At 42.1% G+C, this 18,502-nt stretch carries 7 protein-coding genes; 3 read left to right on the plus strand and 4 right to left on the minus strand.

Features of this window, described 5'->3' with window-relative positions:
* Positions 1–6: 6 nt before the first annotated feature.
* From ABD769_RS06905 to ABD769_RS06920, 4 genes are all read right to left on the minus strand, one after another.
* On the minus strand, positions 7–771 hold the full coding sequence (locus tag ABD769_RS06905; RefSeq protein WP_344850558.1) for an alpha/beta fold hydrolase: 765 nt from the start codon (positions 769–771) through the stop codon (positions 7–9).
* Positions 759–1,058 carry an acyl carrier protein gene (locus tag ABD769_RS06910; RefSeq protein WP_344850561.1) on the minus strand — a complete coding sequence of 100 codons (300 nt, stop codon included), beginning with the start codon at positions 1,056–1,058 and terminating at the stop codon, positions 759–761. Before ABD769_RS06910 ends, ABD769_RS06905 begins: the two co-directional genes overlap by 13 nt.
* Complete coding sequence (locus tag ABD769_RS06915) at positions 1,046–5,287, minus strand: beta-ketoacyl synthase N-terminal-like domain-containing protein (protein ID WP_344850563.1); 4,242 nt, start codon at positions 5,285–5,287, stop codon at positions 1,046–1,048. Before ABD769_RS06915 ends, ABD769_RS06910 begins: the two co-directional genes overlap by 13 nt.
* 195 nt (positions 5,288–5,482) lie before the next feature.
* Complete coding sequence (locus ABD769_RS06920; RefSeq protein ID WP_344850566.1) at positions 5,483–12,520, minus strand: SDR family NAD(P)-dependent oxidoreductase; 7,038 nt, start codon at positions 12,518–12,520, stop codon at positions 5,483–5,485.
* A 909-nt stretch (positions 12,521–13,429) separates the two neighbouring features.
* Here ABD769_RS06920 and ABD769_RS06925 point away from each other — a divergent pair.
* The 3 genes from ABD769_RS06925 to ABD769_RS06935 all read left to right on the plus strand — a co-directional run bounded on the left by ABD769_RS06925 (position 13,430) and on the right by ABD769_RS06935 (position 18,494).
* Positions 13,430–14,134 (plus strand): RraA family protein, encoded by a 705-nt coding sequence (locus tag ABD769_RS06925; protein WP_344850568.1) that lies wholly within the window; start codon positions 13,430–13,432, stop codon positions 14,132–14,134.
* Between the two features lie 33 nt (positions 14,135–14,167).
* On the plus strand, positions 14,168–17,086 hold the full coding sequence (locus tag ABD769_RS06930; protein ID WP_344850570.1) for a glycoside hydrolase family 2 TIM barrel-domain containing protein: 2,919 nt from the start codon (positions 14,168–14,170) through the stop codon (positions 17,084–17,086).
* A 130-nt stretch (positions 17,087–17,216) separates the two neighbouring features.
* Positions 17,217–18,494: a glycoside hydrolase family 2 protein gene (locus ABD769_RS06935; protein ID WP_344850572.1), complete on the plus strand. Its 1,278-nt coding sequence runs from the start codon at positions 17,217–17,219 to the stop codon at positions 18,492–18,494.
* Positions 18,495–18,502 lie beyond the last annotated feature (8 nt).

Raw genomic sequence — 18,502 nt, forward strand, 5'->3', positions numbered from 1 at the left:
TTAATTTTATTTTTCCTGGAAGAAGTTTAATAATGCTTCTGCAATAACTAATGGTTGCTGGATCGGGATATTATGATCGCCCGGAACGGCAATTAAATCTGCATTTTCGATCAGCCCGTCAAGGTATTTTCCTGCGTTTAAACAATTAGAATCGGTACCATATAATAATAGGGTAGATTGTTGTATGGTTCTAATTGCCTCATTGCTGAAAAAGTCTTTTTCAAGCTCCATATCGGTTTTAATCGAAGTTTGATAAAAGAGGTACTCGTACATGCGGTGGTTGCGTTCCATTTGCCTTTTACCCATTTTTACTTTAGTGGTGTCGGTAAAATTTTCGACGTAATGTTCCAGAAACTCACGACTGTACTCATCAATAATGCCCCTGGTTTTATCATCGTTCGGATCTGGTGCTTCTATTATGGCAAGCTTGTTAATCCGCTCTGGAAAGCGGATGGACATTTTTAAGGCAATCAATCCGCCAAAACTATAACCGCCCAAATGCACTTTTTGAAGATTTAATGTCTCCATTAAGGCAAACAGATCGTTGGTCATGCTCTCCAGATCGTATCCTTCTAAAGCCTTTTCGCTCATGCCATGAGTTTTTAAGTCATAAAGTACCACATGATATTTGGTAGCCAGCAGCGGTGCGATATTAAAATAATAGACAGAAAGGTTACTGAACATCCCATGAACGAGCACGATGGTTTCAGCAGCACCTTTATTGAGCTCCTGAATATGAACCGATTTGCCGTTTACCGTTACGATTGGCATTCTTCGATATAAGAGATGATCATGCCTAAGTTTAAGTTGATCAGCTGATCTAGATCCATTGATGATAACCAGCCCGTAAAATCGATCTGCTCACCAAAATGTGCCTTGATTTTTTCGGAAAAAGATACGATTTCGATGCTATCCATTTCCAGGTCCTTGGTGAAAGAACTTTCTGGGGTGATATCCATTTCTTCAACAAATTCTTCGCCGATTACTTCAGTGATAAATTTTTTCATGAGGTCGAAAATTTCTTCGCTGCTCAGTTTCGTAGTTGCTACAGTGTCCATCCGATGATATAGTTTTTATGTTTGATTGTTTTGATTGTGATGTTATTGATGCGTAATTCTTCGCCGTTGATTTCTTCAACGGTATAGGCTTTTGGATTGCCTTGTAAACCTTTGCCCAGGTATTTTCCATAGGCTTCTTTGGCTACCCAGAAACGGGTTGCCCATTCGATTTTGTCGAGGTTTTGCAGCAGGGCCATTTCGTGATCGGTAAACACAAGATCGAAGAAACCGGCGCTCCGTTCTTCAATATGTTCGATATCTATACCAACAGGTTCGTTAAAACGCGCTATGCCTACCGCATCTGTACCTTTGTGTGCGATGGAAATATTAATATTATCGGTTAAACCACCTTTAACATAAGGTTTGCGGTGTTCATCCGAATAAATTTCGAAGGTAATGGGGTAACAAGCCTGGTTTTTCTGAGTGTTCAGTAGATTCCTTACCGCATCTTTCGCTGCCACGCGACTGATCATCCAGGTTCTTCTTTTATTGGGCAAAAGGTTGTTGTGGTGTTTCTTTTCTGTTTGGTTGAAATATCTTTTCAGGATAAAATCCCACGATACCACACGCGTGTAAGCGTTACCGAAAAGAAAAACACCTGGTGCAACCTCTTCCGATAAACGGTTATGAAGTGGCGACATCGATACGTTCCAAAGGGGTTCGTCTATTTCCAATCGGCGGTTCTGCCAGCCGGTGATGATGAGCCAGGTAAGACCGTCTCTTTTCATGACGATATCGGCAGTGGCAAATTCGTCGTTGATTTCGGTAAGTACACAGGTACATTCGAAAGTGCCTTTCTGATCGGCCATATCGCCAAAAAATTCTATTTCCTGTATTTTAACCGGGAAAGCAATCCGATCCTTTTCTAAAGTGAGCTGTAACCACAAACCAAACAACTGACCGGCATTATCGAGCAATGAACCTTTTCCACCCGCGGCTTCAATAATACCGGTAATTCCTTTTTCGCCAACGGCAACCAGTTTTTTGATGCCCTGATAATCCGGACCATGAAACATGTGGGCATCGTAAATCTGTTCCGATGTACGGTCGATATCCAGTAACTTTCCAATGTCGAAAGATTTGGCTGGAGCAGGGTTTAACTGCGTCGCCAATTGTACTTCTGCATTAGCAAAGCGCTCTAAATTAAGATAAACCCTTTGTTCGTCTTTCCATTCGCCGGTTACGGTTTCCTGGAAAGGTTTAACCACATTCATCCATTGGAATACCCGCATATTCATAATTTTATGCACTTTTTCTTCGGGCGATTGGGCATTGGCTATTTCGGCAAATACTTCAAAAATCATGGTCATTGGGATTACCGGATCCATATCTTCAACCGTTGGCCAGCCCTTCGGTTGTCTCAATAGCGAGTGATCGATGAGGTAAGGACAGTTCTCAAGGCTCACATCAAGTTTTTGGCTAAAAGGTTGTCTTACTGGTTTTATTGGCTTGGCTGGCGCCCAATTGCTTGGCTGATCGACTTGTACAGCTGCATTTTCGAATAGTTCGATCATTTCGCTCTGCATGTTGATCATCTCCATTACATTTTCGTTAAAGGCCTGTAAAACCGGATGTTTAGCCTCCACAAATGTTTTTGTTTTTGATTGTGATGGCTGAGGCTGTTTAATGGTTAAACCTTTAAGCGTTTGCAGGTTATGGATCATCGGAGAACCGAGTTCGAGTTTAATACCTTTGTTTTTTTGCGGTGGGGTTGATTTGATGTTGCCCAAATAATTGAGGCCAATTTCTTTTCCTTCAACAAAAAGCGCGGCCAAAACCCTTTGCAACTGTGTGATGCCCGAACGGATCGGCACATTGGCACTGATGGTGCTGATTTCTTTCCCCCTTAAAGTATCGTCAATAAAACCGACCAAACCACCTGAGCCCACCTGAATAAAAACACGGGCACCTTCTGCATATAGTTTCTCGGTAAGCTCTCGGAAACGCACCGGTTTGATTAAATGTTCGGCACTTAACTGACGGATGGCTTCGAAACCTTCGGGATAAGTTTCTAAAGTAGTAGCCGACCAAAGTGGTATAGTGGTTTTCCTGAACTGCATGTCCTGCATACCCTCGAGGATCAGCCCCAGTTTATCGGCCACAAATGGCGAGTGGAAACCTGATTGGAAAGGTAAAATCTGATGAAAAATCTGTTTCGCTTTTAATACCGGCACCAGCTCATCAAGCGCATTTTTACTGCCACAAAGAATCACCTGTTGCGGGCAATTATCGTTAGAAAGGTACAAATCCGGTATGCTTTCAATTATGGGTTGAAGTGTATCTAAACCACAACCTACAGCAATAAAGCGCGAATCTTTCAGTTCAAAAGTTTCAGGGTTAAGCACATTCAGTAAATTCATAACAGAACTTTCTTTTGCCAGTTCTGAAGATCTTGCGGCAAGCCATTCGCCAAGGCTGTGCCCAGCATTCATATCAGATTTAATGCCCAATTGCTTTAACGCCTGATCTAAAACACTGCTTTTGTTCAGGATATTGAGCGCCTCGCTTAAAAGGCCATCCTGTTTTTCGTTTTCATCGATACCGATTTTGAAATAATCGGCTACAGACTTAATTTCTCCACCCGCAAGCCCATCTAAGCCGGGGAAAACGAAAGCTATTTTGCCATTGTTGGCCAATAATGGCGAGTTGGTGTACCAGATGTCCTGTTTATTTCTCCAGGGAGAATTTTTAGCCACAATTTTTAAGGCTTTTTTGATCCTTTCGGGACTTGGGTTGAATAATACCAGACGGAAATTGCCCTGTCCCACGCTATAATCACCATTTTCGAGCGATTGGATCAAACTTTCGTGACTTGGCCGTGCAATTACCAATACTTCGTCTTTTTTAGGCGTATCGTAAGCGGTTAATACCACGTGGGCATTAATTCCCCCGAAACCAAAGGCATTTACGGCCGCTAGTTTTGGCAAACCTGATTGATTCCAGTCTGCTGCTTTTTGCACGGCAGAAAAACGGGTTTCTGCCAGTTGCGCAACGGGCTCATCACAATGTAAAGTAGGAGGTATGATGCCGTGATACAGTGCCAAGCTCGATTTAATCAAGCCGGCAATTCCTGCAGCAGGCATCGCATGACCGATATTTGATTTAACCGAACCGATACCCGCTTTTGGCAGATCTGCATCCTGACCAAAAAACTGTTTCAGCGTCTCTACCTCGGTTTTGTCGCCAAGTGGTGTACCGGTACCGTGAGCTTCTAAATAACCAATATTTTTACTTTCTAATCCGGCATTTTTCCATGCTTCGGTAATGGCTTTTAACTGGCCTTTAACCGACGGACTCATTACACTGGTGCCGCTGCCATCGCTACTGATGCCCACGCCTTTAATTACTGAATAAATTTTATCCTGGTCGCGGATGGCATCTTCGAGGCGTTTAAGCACCACAAAACCACAGCCTTCGCCAATAATCAGGCCATCGGCATTCTGATCAAAAGGTTTGATTTTTTCCTGTTTGGATAAAGCACCCAGTTGTGAAAAAATACTCCAGAAAGCCGCATTCTGACCCAAATGTACACCGCCGGCAATAATCATATCGCAACGGCCGCTATTCAGTTCCTGCACGCCATGATCAACTGCGATGAGCGAACTGGCGCAGGCTGCATCTAACGTAAATGCCAAACCACCTAAATTAAGTCGGTTAGCAACTAAAGAAGCTACTAAATTAGGGATCAGGCCCATTGCGGTATCGGCGCTGAAACGGCCTTTACGCAATTGGAATTCGTGTTTTACCTTTTCAATTTCAGCCTCGCTAAGTTGGGGCATCAGGTCTTTCAGTACACTCGAAATCTGCTCGCCGGTGCGCACAATTTCGATGGCACGGGTTGCCCCGGGGCCTACGTAATTTCCTTTGCCGATAATGATCCCGGTTTTATCAAGGGAATATTTTTTTTCGAATACCGATGCATCTTCAAGTGCCTGATGAACCAGATCGAGGGTTAACAGATGATCGGGTTCGGTACCTTCAACAGCTAAGGGTAAAATGCCGAAACGCTGCGGATCGAACTGATGATCGGGGATAAAACCGCCCCGGTTGCAGTAAAAACGATCTACTCCGCTTACCGTTTTATCAAAATGCACAGGATCAATCCGGTCAGCCGGAACCTGTTGTGTAGAATCTACCCGGTTAATGATATTCTCCCAAAAGGTCTGCATATCCTTTGCACCCGGAAAAATGCATGACATTCCAATAATTGCTACATCGCTCTTCTTCATCTTGTTCGCTTAGGGGATATTTCTTAGTTCCATTAATATCTATTTGTACTAAAATTTTTAGGCTGCTTAACTAACGCGGTCGTCATGCTGAATTCATTTCAGCATCTTTCCTGCTGGATAGACCCTGAAATAAATTCAGGGTGACGACTATGAGCTAAAAATGTTGAACAGAGATCTTTTAAATTCACATCAATTCTATGTCCAGGTGTTTCCAGCCATGATTAATACCTGGCTTTCTTTACCATATTTTAGTTCGTTAAGGAAAGTTTCCATTCCATCCTGTAATGGGATCAATGCAATTCCCCTGCGCTGGTATTCTTTCTCCAGCGTTGGCGAAACCATACCGGCACCTTTCCACGGGCCCCAGTTAATGGCCATTACCTTTCCTTTAATTTTCTGTTTTAAAGCCCAGGCATATTTGTCCATTACGCTGTTTGCTGCAGCATAATCGGTTTGTCCGCGGTTACCATAAACAGAAGCGATGCTCGAGAACAGGATCACAAACTGGGTTTCAGGTCGTAATTGCTCTGCAAGCACCCTTAACGGGGTTACTTTGGTATCGAAAACACGTCCGAAGGATTCGGATGTTTTGCTGTGGAACAATTTATCTTCCAGTAAACCTGCGCCATGTACCACGCCATCAATACGGCCATAATCTTGATAAACCTGGTTGATTAAACGGGTTAAAGCTTCTTCATCTTTAAGATCAAGCGATTCGTAAACTACGGTAGAACCACCTTCTTCTAAAGTTGCAATGCAACGTAAAATCTGGTTGTTTTTATAAATCCGGTTGGTTTCCTGTTCAATTTCTGCAGGTTTTTTAATTTCTCCCTGTTTAATCAGGTATTGTCTGATCTCATTTTTTGTTTTTAGCGAAGCACTGGCTTCATTTGCCGAGGCGATCGGGTTTGCCGAACGGCCAACCAGGATGTATTTACAAGGATAATCTTTGGCGAAATGGATCATCAGTTCAGCTGTAATGCCTTGTGCGCCACCTAAAACCATCACCACGGCATCTTTATCCAAGTGGATGTGCGCATCGGTTTCGGTACTTAACTGGTGGGGCACCAGTTCCATAATGTGCCTTTTGTTATCGTTGTAAATAATCTCCGAAGGTTTATCCGGATTCAGTATTTCGTTTAAGGTAATGTTGGTGATTTCATCAGGCGACATTTTGGTCTCGAGGCTGATGAAGCGGCATTTGGTATGTTCGTACTCGCGGTCTAAACTTTTAAAGAAACCGGAATAACCCTGGTAATGCCTCAGGAAAGAAATATCCGATTGCTCGTTAAAATATTGTTTGGTATCTGCAATGAGGTACACCCATTTTACGGTATCAAAATTTAGTTTTTTTATGGTGGCGAAATGATCGAGAATACCCACTTTTCGCTGTGCTTCGAACATGTTCAGGATGATAAGCCCCTGGTAACCATCTAACGAAGCTTCGAAATTTACCAGATCGGCAATTGCACCATGTTTTTCGAGTACTTTTTTAATTTTAAGTGCTTGTCCGCCACCGTCGTCGGTTAAGGCAAAATGCTGTCCTTTTAGTATTGCTGCTTCGGTAATGGTGAGTGCAGCAGGAGTTAGCTCAAATCTCAAACGCGATAATTTTTCTTTAACGGTTTGATCATCAATGCTCTCCTCAATAAGCTTTTTTGCTTCTGTAAGCACCTCCGAGCTTTCCGCTTCAACATCGGCAATCCAGTTAACCAGGGCATTTAAAGTTTTAATTGCGGCCAGTTTCTCCATTAAATCATCAGCCTGGTCGCTTTGCGAACCGAAACCGATTTTTTCTTTAAGAGAGGCAATAATTTCCATCCTTTTGATCGAATCGATGCTTAAATCGGCCTCAAGATCTAAATCCATGCCCAGCATTTCTTTAGGATAGCCGGTTTTTTCACTTACCACATCAAGAATGGCTGATTTTAACTGATCGATTGAAAATTTTGCCGGTTCGGCCAGGCTTACAGGCGCGGCTACGGGTACTGGTGTGCTAACAATGGCTGGTTGCGCGGTATTTTCGGTAATCCAGTTTACTAAACTGCTCAAAGTTTTCAGTCCGGCGAGCTGTTCCATAATTTTATCTTCCGGAAGGTTCAGTTGAGAGAAACCACCCAGTTCGGTACGTAATGCACCGATAATTTCAACACGTTTGATCGAATCGATACTTAAATCGGCTTCAAGATCCATTTCCATGCCCAGCATTTCCTGTGGATAACCGGTTTTATCGCTTACAATTTGTAAAAGCACCAGTTTCAGGTCTTTTGCTGCTATTACAGGCGCAATTACTTCAATAGTTTGTGCCTGAGGTACCTCTTGTTTTACCGTGATCTGGTTTTCAATCCGTACGGGTTGAGGGGGCTGGTATGATGTTAAAGGCTGATTGATAATCTGCGACGGCATTGCAGGTGCCTGCCCCAGGAAGGAAAGCATTACATCGCGTTGCGCCTGAATCAGCATTTTCATGCTGTGCAGGTATTCCTGCATCATCAGATCTTTGGCCGAGCCATTAACCTGTTGATTTTCAGTTTGGGTAGAGGTGTTGTTCATAAGGATAATCGGTTTAGTAATAGGTGATGCACCATTTGCCGGAAGTTTACCTGTTGACGGAACAGCGTGTTGACCGTTCACGTACCAGATAGCCGGACTTTTTTTATAATTGGAAGGTTCGTTTAGTTTGATTATTTTAACTGAACGGCCTTCGAATAATTTTTCGAGTTTAATTTCTCTGCCAGTAGCCATATAGCCCGCCAGCGTGCCCAATAAGTTGCTTAATTTATTCTGCCCCTGATCTTCAGTGTGGAGGATTACTTCATCCTGGCCAATACAGGCTTTGGTTAAACCACTTAACACCTTGCCGGGGCCTACTTCTACGAAAATCCTGGCTCCTGCGGCATACATATTCCTAAGCTCATCAACAAAAAGGACAGGTTTGATCAAATGGTCGGTTAAACGCTCTTTTACAGCAGCGGCCTCAACAGGGTATGCTTTTGCAGTGGTGTTAGACCATACCGGAATTTTAAGATCATTAAAGTTTACAGCCGAAAGTACCTGCTGGTAAAGTACTTTCGATTTTGCAACCAACGGACTGTGGAAAGCACAGGCTACCTCGAGCGGACGGAAAGATATTTTGGCCTCTTTTAAAACCGCTGCTAACTGGGTAATACCTTCTGTACTGCCCGCAATGACACATTGTGTTGGAGCGTTAAAGTTTACCGGATAAACTTCTTTTATATCGTTCAGGTATTGTGCAAGGTTTTCCTGTTTGGTACTTACGGCAAGCATGGTACCCGGATCGCCATTTTCGACTGCATTTAAAATGGCTAAAGCTCTTTCGGCACTGAGGTGCACCAAAGCTTCTTCTTCGAAAGCACCGGCAAAACAAAGCGCAGGCAATTCGCCGTAGCTGTGACCAGCAACCATGTCAGGCACAATGCCCAATGCTCTCAAGAAGTTAGCAATGGCCAGATCAACAATACCCAATAACGGTTGTGCCATGCGGGTATCTTTAATCTGTTCTTTTTGTGCTTTGGCATCGGCATCATTAAATACCGTGTTCGGGAAAAGGACTTTTTCGTATTCAGGATAAGCCTTCAAAAGTTTTCTCATTTCAGGGAAAACCACAAAAAGATCTCTTGCCATATTTACCCGCTGGCTGCCCTGACCAGGAAACATAAAGGCAACTTTACCATCCTGTTTTTTGGTAAGGTAGGTATCTTTGCTTTCAACGCCGGATAAAACAAGGTCGATTTTCATGACCAGGTCTTCGGCATGGTTGGCTACAATACTCAATTGAACAGGTTTGGTATCTGCAGTGGCCAGGCTGTAGGCAATATCTTTCAGTTCGATCTGATCGTTCAGTTCTAAAAGGTTTTTAACTGAAACCAGGTGATTTTTAGCTTCCTCGTAAGTATCGCCCCTGAAAACAAAAAGTTCGGACGGCCACGATTTTAAGATTGAATTTTTGTCTTCTGTATTTTTTGCACTTTCCAGTACAGCATGGAAGTTTGTTCCGCCAAAACCGAAAGCACTAACACCAGCATAACGTTTTTCTTCCATCCATAAGCCAGCCTCGGTATGGAACGCAAAAGGACTGGTTTGTGCATTATAAAAGCTATTCGGTGTTTTTAAGTTAATGGTTGGAGGTTTAATGCCGTGATAAACCGATAGCGATGCTTTGATTAAACCGGCAATGCCTGCAGCACATTTGGTATGGCCAATCTGTGTTTTTACCGAGCCTAAATGTGTTTGCCCCGCTGTTGCGCCCGATTGGTTAAGCATATCCGTTAATGCACTGATTTCTGTTTTATCGCCAACTACGGTTCCTGTACCATGTGCTTCTACCAAACCGATTAACGAAGGAGTGATACCTGCCTGGCTATAAGCCCTTTCTAAAGCATTTACCTGTCCGTTTTTGCGTGGCGCAGTTAAACCCAGGCTTTTTCCGTCGCTCGATCCACCCACACCTTTAATAATAGAATAAATGGTATCGCCATCGCGTAAAGCATCCTCGTATCTTTTTAATACGATCATGGCAATACCTTCGCCTAGGGCAATTCCATCTGCTTCGGCATCAAAAGTGGCACATCTTCCTTTTTTAGAAAGGGCGTGTGTGCTCGAAAACATCAGGTAATCGTTGATTCCGTTGTGCAAATCGGCTCCTCCAGCCAAAACCATGTCTGATTTTTCTAAGAATAACTCCTCGCAAGCCAGGTCGATTGCTGCTAAAGATGAAGCACAGGCAGCGTCAACAGTATAGTTTCTGCCACCAAGATTTAACCTGTTGGTGATTCTTCCCGAGATTACATTGGCCAAAATACCCGGGAACGAATCTTCAGTGGTTTTTGGTAAAGCGGCATCTACCTCGGCCGGCATTTCACCAAAAATCTGTTTGTAATATCCCCTGAAACTGTAGCTGTTGGCAAGGTCGTTTCCCCCTTCGGCACCAATAATTACCGAAACATTTTCGTTATCTACACCGCCATCGGCATAACCTGCGTGCTGCATGGCCTGTTTGGCCACCATTAAGGTAAGCAGCTGTGTTGGCTCAATAGCAGCAAGCGATTGTGGCGGGATACCGAATTCAAGCGGATCAAAATCAATCCTCGGGATAAAACCGCCCCATTTAGAGTGCGACATATCACCAGCTGTAGAGTCAGGATTATAATAAAGTTCTTTGTTCCATCTTTCATCCGGTACTTCGGTTACCGAATCTTTACCTAAAATAATGTTGCGCCAGTATTCTTCTAGGTTTTTAGCCCCAGGGAAAATACAGGCCATACCCACAATGGCCACATCAAGCGCTTTTGCCTTATTAACCGGAGGAGCAGGAAGTACAGCATTTAATATATGTGTATAATTTTCATCAGCTACATCCTGGTGAAGATCAAGCAGCGACATCACCTTTTTGTGCATAGGGGCAATCTGACCGATCATGTACATGCCCAGATCGGTTTGTCCGGCCTCATCTATTTTTACCAGTTCATCACCACGTCTTTCGATTCCTTTTGCAGCAATGCGCAAACGACCTACATTAAGCGACTCGAGTTTTGCCCAGATTTCTTTTTTATCCAATCCTTCTGCCTGAAGTTTTTGTTTCTCTTCGTTAAAGAAAGTGGCGAATGAAGAGTTCAGGCAGCGGGTTTCGTGTCCGGGAGCAGTTTCGAGCAAGACAGTTTCGTTTGCCTGCATGGCTTCCTGCTGGAATTTATCTAAAATAGCACCTGTACTTACCGCTTCTTTAGTGTATAAATAAGCTGTACCCATTAAAACACCTATTTTCATGCCTTTAGCAGCTAAAGGAGCAGCCATTACCGAAATGAAAGCAGTAGAAAAAGCATCGTGAATTCCACCGGCAAAGAAAACACTGATCTGATCTGCATTTTCTTCTTTTAATAAACGTTCGATCTGTTTTTCCCATAACACCATGCTGGATAGGGGACCAACGTGACCGCCACATTCGCGGCCTTCAAATACAAAACGTTTGGCACCTTCTTTCAAAAACATATCTAAAAGAGAAGCAGATGGCACATGCAGAAAGGTTTTAATCCCTGCTTTTTCAAAAGGTTTGGCTTGCGAAGGGCGGCCGCCAGCAATTAATAAAACAGGAGGTTTTGCGCTTAATATATATTCCTGTTGCTCATCCCTCAATTCCTGTGGAGCAAAACCCAAAATGCCCACACCCCATGTTTTTTCGCCTGCCAATTTTTTGGTTTCCTCAATCAGGTTTTTTGCCGATGCGCCTTTTAATAAGGATAAGGCTATAAATGATAAGGCACCAGCTTCGGAAACGGCATTGGCAAATGGGGCGACATCACTTACTCTGGTCATGGGTCCCTGTGCAATAGGATAGGTGATATTCAAATCTTTGGCCAACGAATTGTTTGCCTTTATGATATTGATGGCTTTGGCTTGTTTTAAATGGCCATAAATGGCTTCCTTTATGCCAAAAACTAATTTATCGAGCTTTTTATATTTGCTAACCAGATCAATCGATAAGGCAATATCCTGACCCATTGGCAGATAATCTGTTTCCAGGTTATAACCTTTAAAGTATTTTTGAAGACCGTTGTAATCGATATTTTCAGCCAAAGCAGGCGAATTCGGGCGGGAAAGTACGCGGCAGCTATCGATCAGTTTGGTTTCTGTTCCGCTTAATTTGCTGCAAACTGTTTTTAAATCTTCGGGTACAGAAGATTCGGGGAATAAAGCCAGCTGACTATCTAAAATGATTCCTGCTGCACCCTGTGCCATTAAAGAGGCAGCCGTATGAATACCCACACCACCCTGAACCCACACGGAAATGCTAACTTCTTTAATGATCCGTTGAAAAAGCACAAAAGACGATTCGTAAGCTACACGGCCGGCACCTTCATTTCCTTTTACGATAACGCCGTAAGCGCCATTTTTTTGTGCAGCCAGGGCCGATTCGAGATCGAAAACCTGGTAAATGATTTTTGCAGCTGTTTTGCTTTTTAAGGCAAGATCAAAGGGAGTAATAATCAAGCTCACCTGTGCAGGCAGATCGATGTTTGCTACGGTAGCTGAGTTGATACTTACACCGAAATCTGATATACCTGCTTCCAAAAGTGTTTGAAGGGCTTTTTCTGCTTCATTTTTACAATGTCCAAGACTAAGCACCGGAAAGCAATCTGCTTTTTGTAAATTGGAAACCAATCTTTTATCAGGGATTTCGAATGGAGTTACTCCAATAATGGCGTATTTGTTCATGGCTTTAGATTTTAATCTTTCTAATCTGTTTGGTGGATTTTTCTAAGCGAAACATAATGGTTCTTTATGCCTGCCGTAATACACAATAGAACTGCTTTTTATTGCTGCTATTAGTGTGTATGATTAATAATACTAAGGTACGAATTGATTATGGCAGATTGTTTTAAGTAGCGGGGAATGAATGAATTGAACATAAGTATTCAAATAATGTGCTTTGTGAACAAAAATGAATTTTATGAACAGAGAAGTCTTTTGAAATGTGATTTTTATTGTTTTTTTACTTCATAAATTGATAAAAAGATCCAAATATTAGCTAAATGTTAAATTTTATTGAATTTTTAACTTATTTCACTTTGAATGACTTACCTATTTCTGAATGAAAGCTCAAGTGTCTGTTATTTGTTTTTTTTTATCGTTTTAAGTGCCTTTGTTTTTGTGTTTTAAATAAATAAAAGCTTCATCACGATGGATTTTGATCCAATATTTTCTCATCTGATCAATAGTCTTTTAAAAATCCGATAAGAATATCTTTGTAGTTTTAATTAGTTTATGTCGTATTTTCTGGCTTAAATTTTAACAGGATTTGGGTTGATTAGTTTACTGGTCATTGGTTCATTAGTCATTAGTTAATTGGTCATTGGTTGATTGGTCATTGTTTCATCGGTCATTTGTTTAATTGATTATTTTGCTACCAACTAAGTCCTTTATTCACAATGTGCTGCGTTCATTTAAATTTACGCTTTAGCTTTGCTTAAAATGAATTAAATTGTCAGTATTATTCTTTTTGATAATGTTTTTATGTTAAAAAAGTTTAATAAGTAGATAACTATGCTTAAATATTTTCTTTTGTTATTCTACATTTTTGGCTAATTAATTTTCATAATACAGCATCCCAATATTTAAAAGAAAATGACAGCTAAACGCACAGAGTGGAAAAATGACGATGAGCTTCTCGAAATTATAAGAACAGAACTTTATACCGCTGTAATAGGCGATATTATGGATAAAATGGGACTGCTTCATCAGTTTTTGCCACCAGAGATACAGCCCCTTCATCCTGATATGTTTATTGCAGGCAGAGCGATGACAGTGCTCGAAGCCGATGTATTGGAATGTGGACCATACGAAAGCAGTAATCCGATTCTAAAAAAGCCTTTCGGTTTAATGCTCGAGGCATTGGATGACCTGAAAAAAAATGAGGTTTATATTTGTACCGGATCTTCGCCTGATTATGCCTTATGGGGCGAACTGATGAGTACAAGGGCACAGATTTTAGGCGCTGCAGGTGCTATAGTGGATGGTTATTCGAGAGATACCAAAGGGATATTACACCTTAATTTTCCTGCGTTTTCCTATGGTAATTATGCTCAGGACCAGGCGCCGAGAGGTAAAGTAATCGATTTTAGGGTGCCTGTAGAAATTAAAGGCGTATTGATTAATCCCGGTGATATTGTGGTAGGTGATATAGATGGCGTTTGCATTGTACCAAAACAACATGAGGTAGAAGTAGTAAGCCTGGCGCTTGAAAAGGCCAGGGGCGAAAAAATGGTGCAGAAAAAAATACTCGAGGGAATGAGCGCCAAAGAAGCGTTCGAGAAATACGGGATTATGTAAAAGGGAAATTCAAAAAATAAATCAAACACACAAATGAAACTATTTTATAGAATTTTTACAGCTTTAATGCTTTTCGTAATTGCGGCACATGCGCAGATACAAAAAATAACTTATACCACAGCCGGTAAACAATTACTAAAACTCAGCCGCATCTCGCCGGCGGCATCAAAGCAGCCCGATAAAATCTCGCTGGATGGCACCTGGCAATTTTCTGCCGATATCAATTCATCACCGGCCGATAAAAATATTCAGGTCCCCGGAGAATGGGTAATGCAGGGTTTTGAAGTCAAAAATTCAGTTTATGCAGGTTATAAAAAGAGCTTCGAAATTCCGGAAAACTGGAAAAACAAACGCATTAAACTCCGTTTCGATGCCGTTTACAGCGAAGCAGAAATCTGGGTAAATGGAAAGGAAACAGCTACTCATTTGGGCGGTTTTACGCCTTTCGAAATCGACATCAACAATGTGGTGAAATGGGGAGGCAGCAATGAACTGCTGGTAAAAGTAAAATCAGAAAGTAAAGCCGATTCTTTAGCCAGTGCATCAACCTACGCTGTTCATCCTTTGGGCGGCATTTCACGAAAAGTATATGTAATGGCACTGGAGCCTGTAAACTTTGCTTATGCCGATGTCAAAACCATTTTAGATCAAAACTATGAAAACGCCACATTAAGTGCTGATGTTATTATTGCAAACGAACAAAACGAAAAAACTAATAACCTGACAATCAAAGCAGAACTTTTTAAGGCAGACGGGACTACAAAAGTTACTGAAAAAACGACCGTTGTTAACAATGCTATCGCCAGGGCTGAGTATTTGCAGCAGAACATCAGTTTTGATGTTATAAAACCGGCCAAATGGGATCCGGAGCACCCCAACCTGTATCTTTTAAAACTGAGTATTTTCCAAGATGGAAAAGCCGAAGATGTGATTACAAAAAGTATTGGTTTCCGTCAGATTGAAGTTCGTGGCAACAGGGTTTTTGTAAATAATATGCCCGTTAAGCTGCGCGGAATCTGTCACCACGAAACCATGCCTTTACGTGGCCGTTCGGTGGGCGATAACATGTGGGAAAAAGATGTAGAACTGTTTAGAGCAGGCAATGTAAACTATTTCCGTACCTCACATTATCCCCCGGCCGAAGAACTCATTGATGCCTGCAATCGCCTGGGGATGTTTCTGGAAGTGGAAGCACCTTTTTGCTGGGCCGAAAATACCGATGTACCCGCTGGTACCGAAATTTATCAAACACTAATGGTTGATCAAACCCTGGATATGGTTAACTATTTCAGGTCTGATCCTGCAGTGCTCACCTGGTCAATCGGTAACGAAAGTGGTAAATACAAGGAATATTTTAAAGAAACTGCAAAATTGGTTAAACAATTCGATCCAACACGTCCGCGTAATTTTAGCCAGTACGGACCAGATGCAGATGAAGGTGATCTCGAAATTACCAACCACCATTATCCTGATCCAACAGGCCCGCAAACCTACCGGAACTACAAACGTCCGATCGTTTTTGATGAGTATGTCCATCTGAATGCCTACAACCGTTTAGAACTCGTTACCGATCCTGGCGTGCGTGATGCCTGGGGAATCGGGTTTGAAGCCATGTGGGAAAACATGTACCGCACCGATGCAGTTTTGGGTGGCGCCATTTGGGCGGGTATTGATGATACTTTCTTTTTGCCTAATGGAAAAACAGTTGGTTATGGTACCTGGGGACCGCTTGATGGCTGGAGAAGACCCAAACCAGAATACTGGCACATGAAAAAAATCTATTCACCTGTAAAAATTAAACTGGCCGGTAACTGGAATAATGGCAAAGTAGCAGTTGAACTGGAAAACCGATTGCTTTTTAGTAACCTGAACGAATGTAAAATTGAATGGAATCTGGCTAATGAAAGTGGATTGATTACTGCCGATTTAAAAAGAAATGGTAAAACAACAGCTAATGTTTCGGTGAGCAAAAAACCGTTGCCAACCGATAAAATGACGATCAAAGTTTATGATCCCCGTGGCGTACTCATTGATATTTACCAGTTTGCGGTTGTACCAACGGTTAGCGATGTAACTACAGTAACAAAAACAGCTGGTCAACCCTGGATTTATACCCAATCGGGCAATAGCCTGACGGCCAAAAACGGGAACTTAAATGTTCAGTTCAACCTTATTAATGGCGATGTAGAACAGGTAAGCAATAATGGTAAGCCCGTTTGGAATACCGGCACAAGGTTAATGGTTTTACCTTTAACAGGCGAGGGCAGGGGAACCCAAATGACAGGCGAGAGCCAGCAATTTGATCCTTTTACCGATGTGTGTAAAAACCGGATCGTTAAAGAAATTAAAATGGATAAAGCTAAAAATGGCTTTACCGTGCATGTAACCGATGCCTATAGCGAAGCCAGTGGTACTACCAGTTATATCTTTTCTGCTGATGGTAAAGTGAAAATCGATTATAAATACACCATTAAAAAAGAAATTAATCCCCGCCAATGGGGTTTAGTATTTGGTTTGCCAAATAATTTTCAGGAATTAGACTGGAACAGAAATGCACAGTGGGATTATTACCCTGCCGATCATATTGGCAGGCCGGTTGGTAAAGCATTATTAACCTCTGCTAACGATGTTTCAGGGCCGGCAGGGCCTTCCAAATTACCTGCCACACCCTGGAGTTTAGATCGGAATGATTTGGGGACCAACGATTTCCGTTCTACAAAAATGTATATCAATTTTGCCCGGTTAAGCAATGGAATTTCTTCTTTTAAAGTAAATTCCAATGGAGAACAGCACATCAGGGCCTGGAAAGAAACGCAGGGCATTAAAACTTTAATAGCAGGTTACAGCAATATGGGCGCTGAAAGGTTTTTTAGAGGGCATGCAGAAAAAATGGACCGTCCTTTAAAATCAGGTGATATAATCCAGGATAGTATAACGCTTCAGTTAAAATAAAAGTGACAGATCACAGCGATAATTATTTGCGGTCCCTTATCCCTAACCTGGTTCGGAATTTTAATCCCCTAAGCTTTACGCGGAAGTGACGAACTGGCTCAGACAGGCAACATCCTTATTAAACAACATCATGTTAATAAACAAAATATACAATCATAAAGCGTACAAACTATTGCTTACTCTAGCGCTGTTTATTGGTATTACATTACCGCTATTGGCACAAAATAGTGGCATCGCCAGTACGCTTTCACCAATTCCATCAACAGTACAAAGCAGTAATAAACTGGTTATTTCTTTAAATGGCGATTGGAAATTTGAACAGACGGGCAAAAAGGGCAACATTAAAGTTCCGGGCGAGTGGGTAATGCAGGGTTACACCGTTAATGCAGGTGAAACAGCCACCTACAGCCGTGAATTCCACATCCCGGATGCATGGAAAGGAAACCGCATTAAACTCCGTTTTGATGGGGTAAGTTCGCACGCGATCGTTAAAATCAACGGAAAAAAACTCGCCGGACATGAAGGTAGTTTCGTTCCATTCGAAATTGATATTACCGATGCACTTAAAACCGGTGCAAACCTGCTGCAGGTTGAGGTACAAGCCAATACCATTAGCGATATTTTAGCCTGCACTTCTCAGTATGCAGTACACACCGTTGGCGGTATTTTGCGTAACGTTACTTTGTTTGCATTACCAGAAATACACCTGGCAGATTTAACAGTGGTAACTACGCTTGAAGATAATTACAGCAATGCCACACTTCATCTTAAGGCTTTAATCAATAACCAGGGGCAACATGCTACATCTGGTTTGGCGCATTATACTTTAACTGATGCCAGTGGTAAAATCATTGCTGACTTAAAAGCACCATGGGCCGCAATATCCGGGCAGCAATCTGCTTTGCTTAATACCGATATTGCGGTAAAAAATGCAATAAAATGGAATACCGATCAACCTTACTTATATACTTTAACCACAGCGTTAATTGTTGATGGGAAAACAACAGAAAGCCATCATCAAAAAATAGGGTTCAGGCAGGTTGAAGTAAAAGGTAACCAGGTTTTTGTAAATGGGATGCCCATTAAATTAAGAGGGGTAAACCGCCACGCTGTACATCCACTCACCGGGCGTGCCATCAGCGATGATCTGGAACTGAAAGATGCTGAATTATTTAAACAGGCCAATTGCAATTACATCCGTACTTCCCATTATCCCCCAAGCGAAAGGTTTTTAGCCATAGCAGATAGCATCGGTTTATTTGTAGAAAACGAAAGCTCTTTAACCTGGATTCAGCACGGTGCCTCACCCATCTGGAAATTATGGAATTATAAAGACGAGAAGTTTTATCCTTATATGCTTGCTGCCAACATTGAAAAAATGCAGGCAGGCAAAACCCTCCTTCGGTAATCATCTGG

Source organism: Pedobacter jeongneungensis (genome assembly GCF_039538295.1).
Taxonomy (GTDB): Bacteria; Bacteroidota; Bacteroidia; order Sphingobacteriales; family Sphingobacteriaceae; genus Pedobacter; species Pedobacter jeongneungensis.

Coding starts and splice junctions, on each gene's coding strand:
- ABD769_RS06905 (WP_344850558.1), bottom strand. CDS start 771: ATGCCAATCGTAACGGTAAACGGCAAATCGGTTCATATTCAGGAGCTC.
- ABD769_RS06910 (WP_344850561.1), bottom strand. CDS start 1,058: ATGGACACTGTAGCAACTACGAAACTGAGCAGCGAAGAAATTTTCGAC.
- ABD769_RS06915 (WP_344850563.1), bottom strand. CDS start 5,287: ATGAAGAAGAGCGATGTAGCAATTATTGGAATGTCATGCATTTTTCCG.
- ABD769_RS06920 (WP_344850566.1), bottom strand. CDS start 12,520: ATGAACAAATACGCCATTATTGGAGTAACTCCATTCGAAATCCCTGAT.
- ABD769_RS06925 (WP_344850568.1), top strand. CDS start 13,430: ATGACAGCTAAACGCACAGAGTGGAAAAATGACGATGAGCTTCTCGAA.
- ABD769_RS06930 (WP_344850570.1), top strand. CDS start 14,168: ATGAAACTATTTTATAGAATTTTTACAGCTTTAATGCTTTTCGTAATT.
- ABD769_RS06935 (WP_344850572.1), top strand. CDS start 17,217: ATGTTAATAAACAAAATATACAATCATAAAGCGTACAAACTATTGCTT.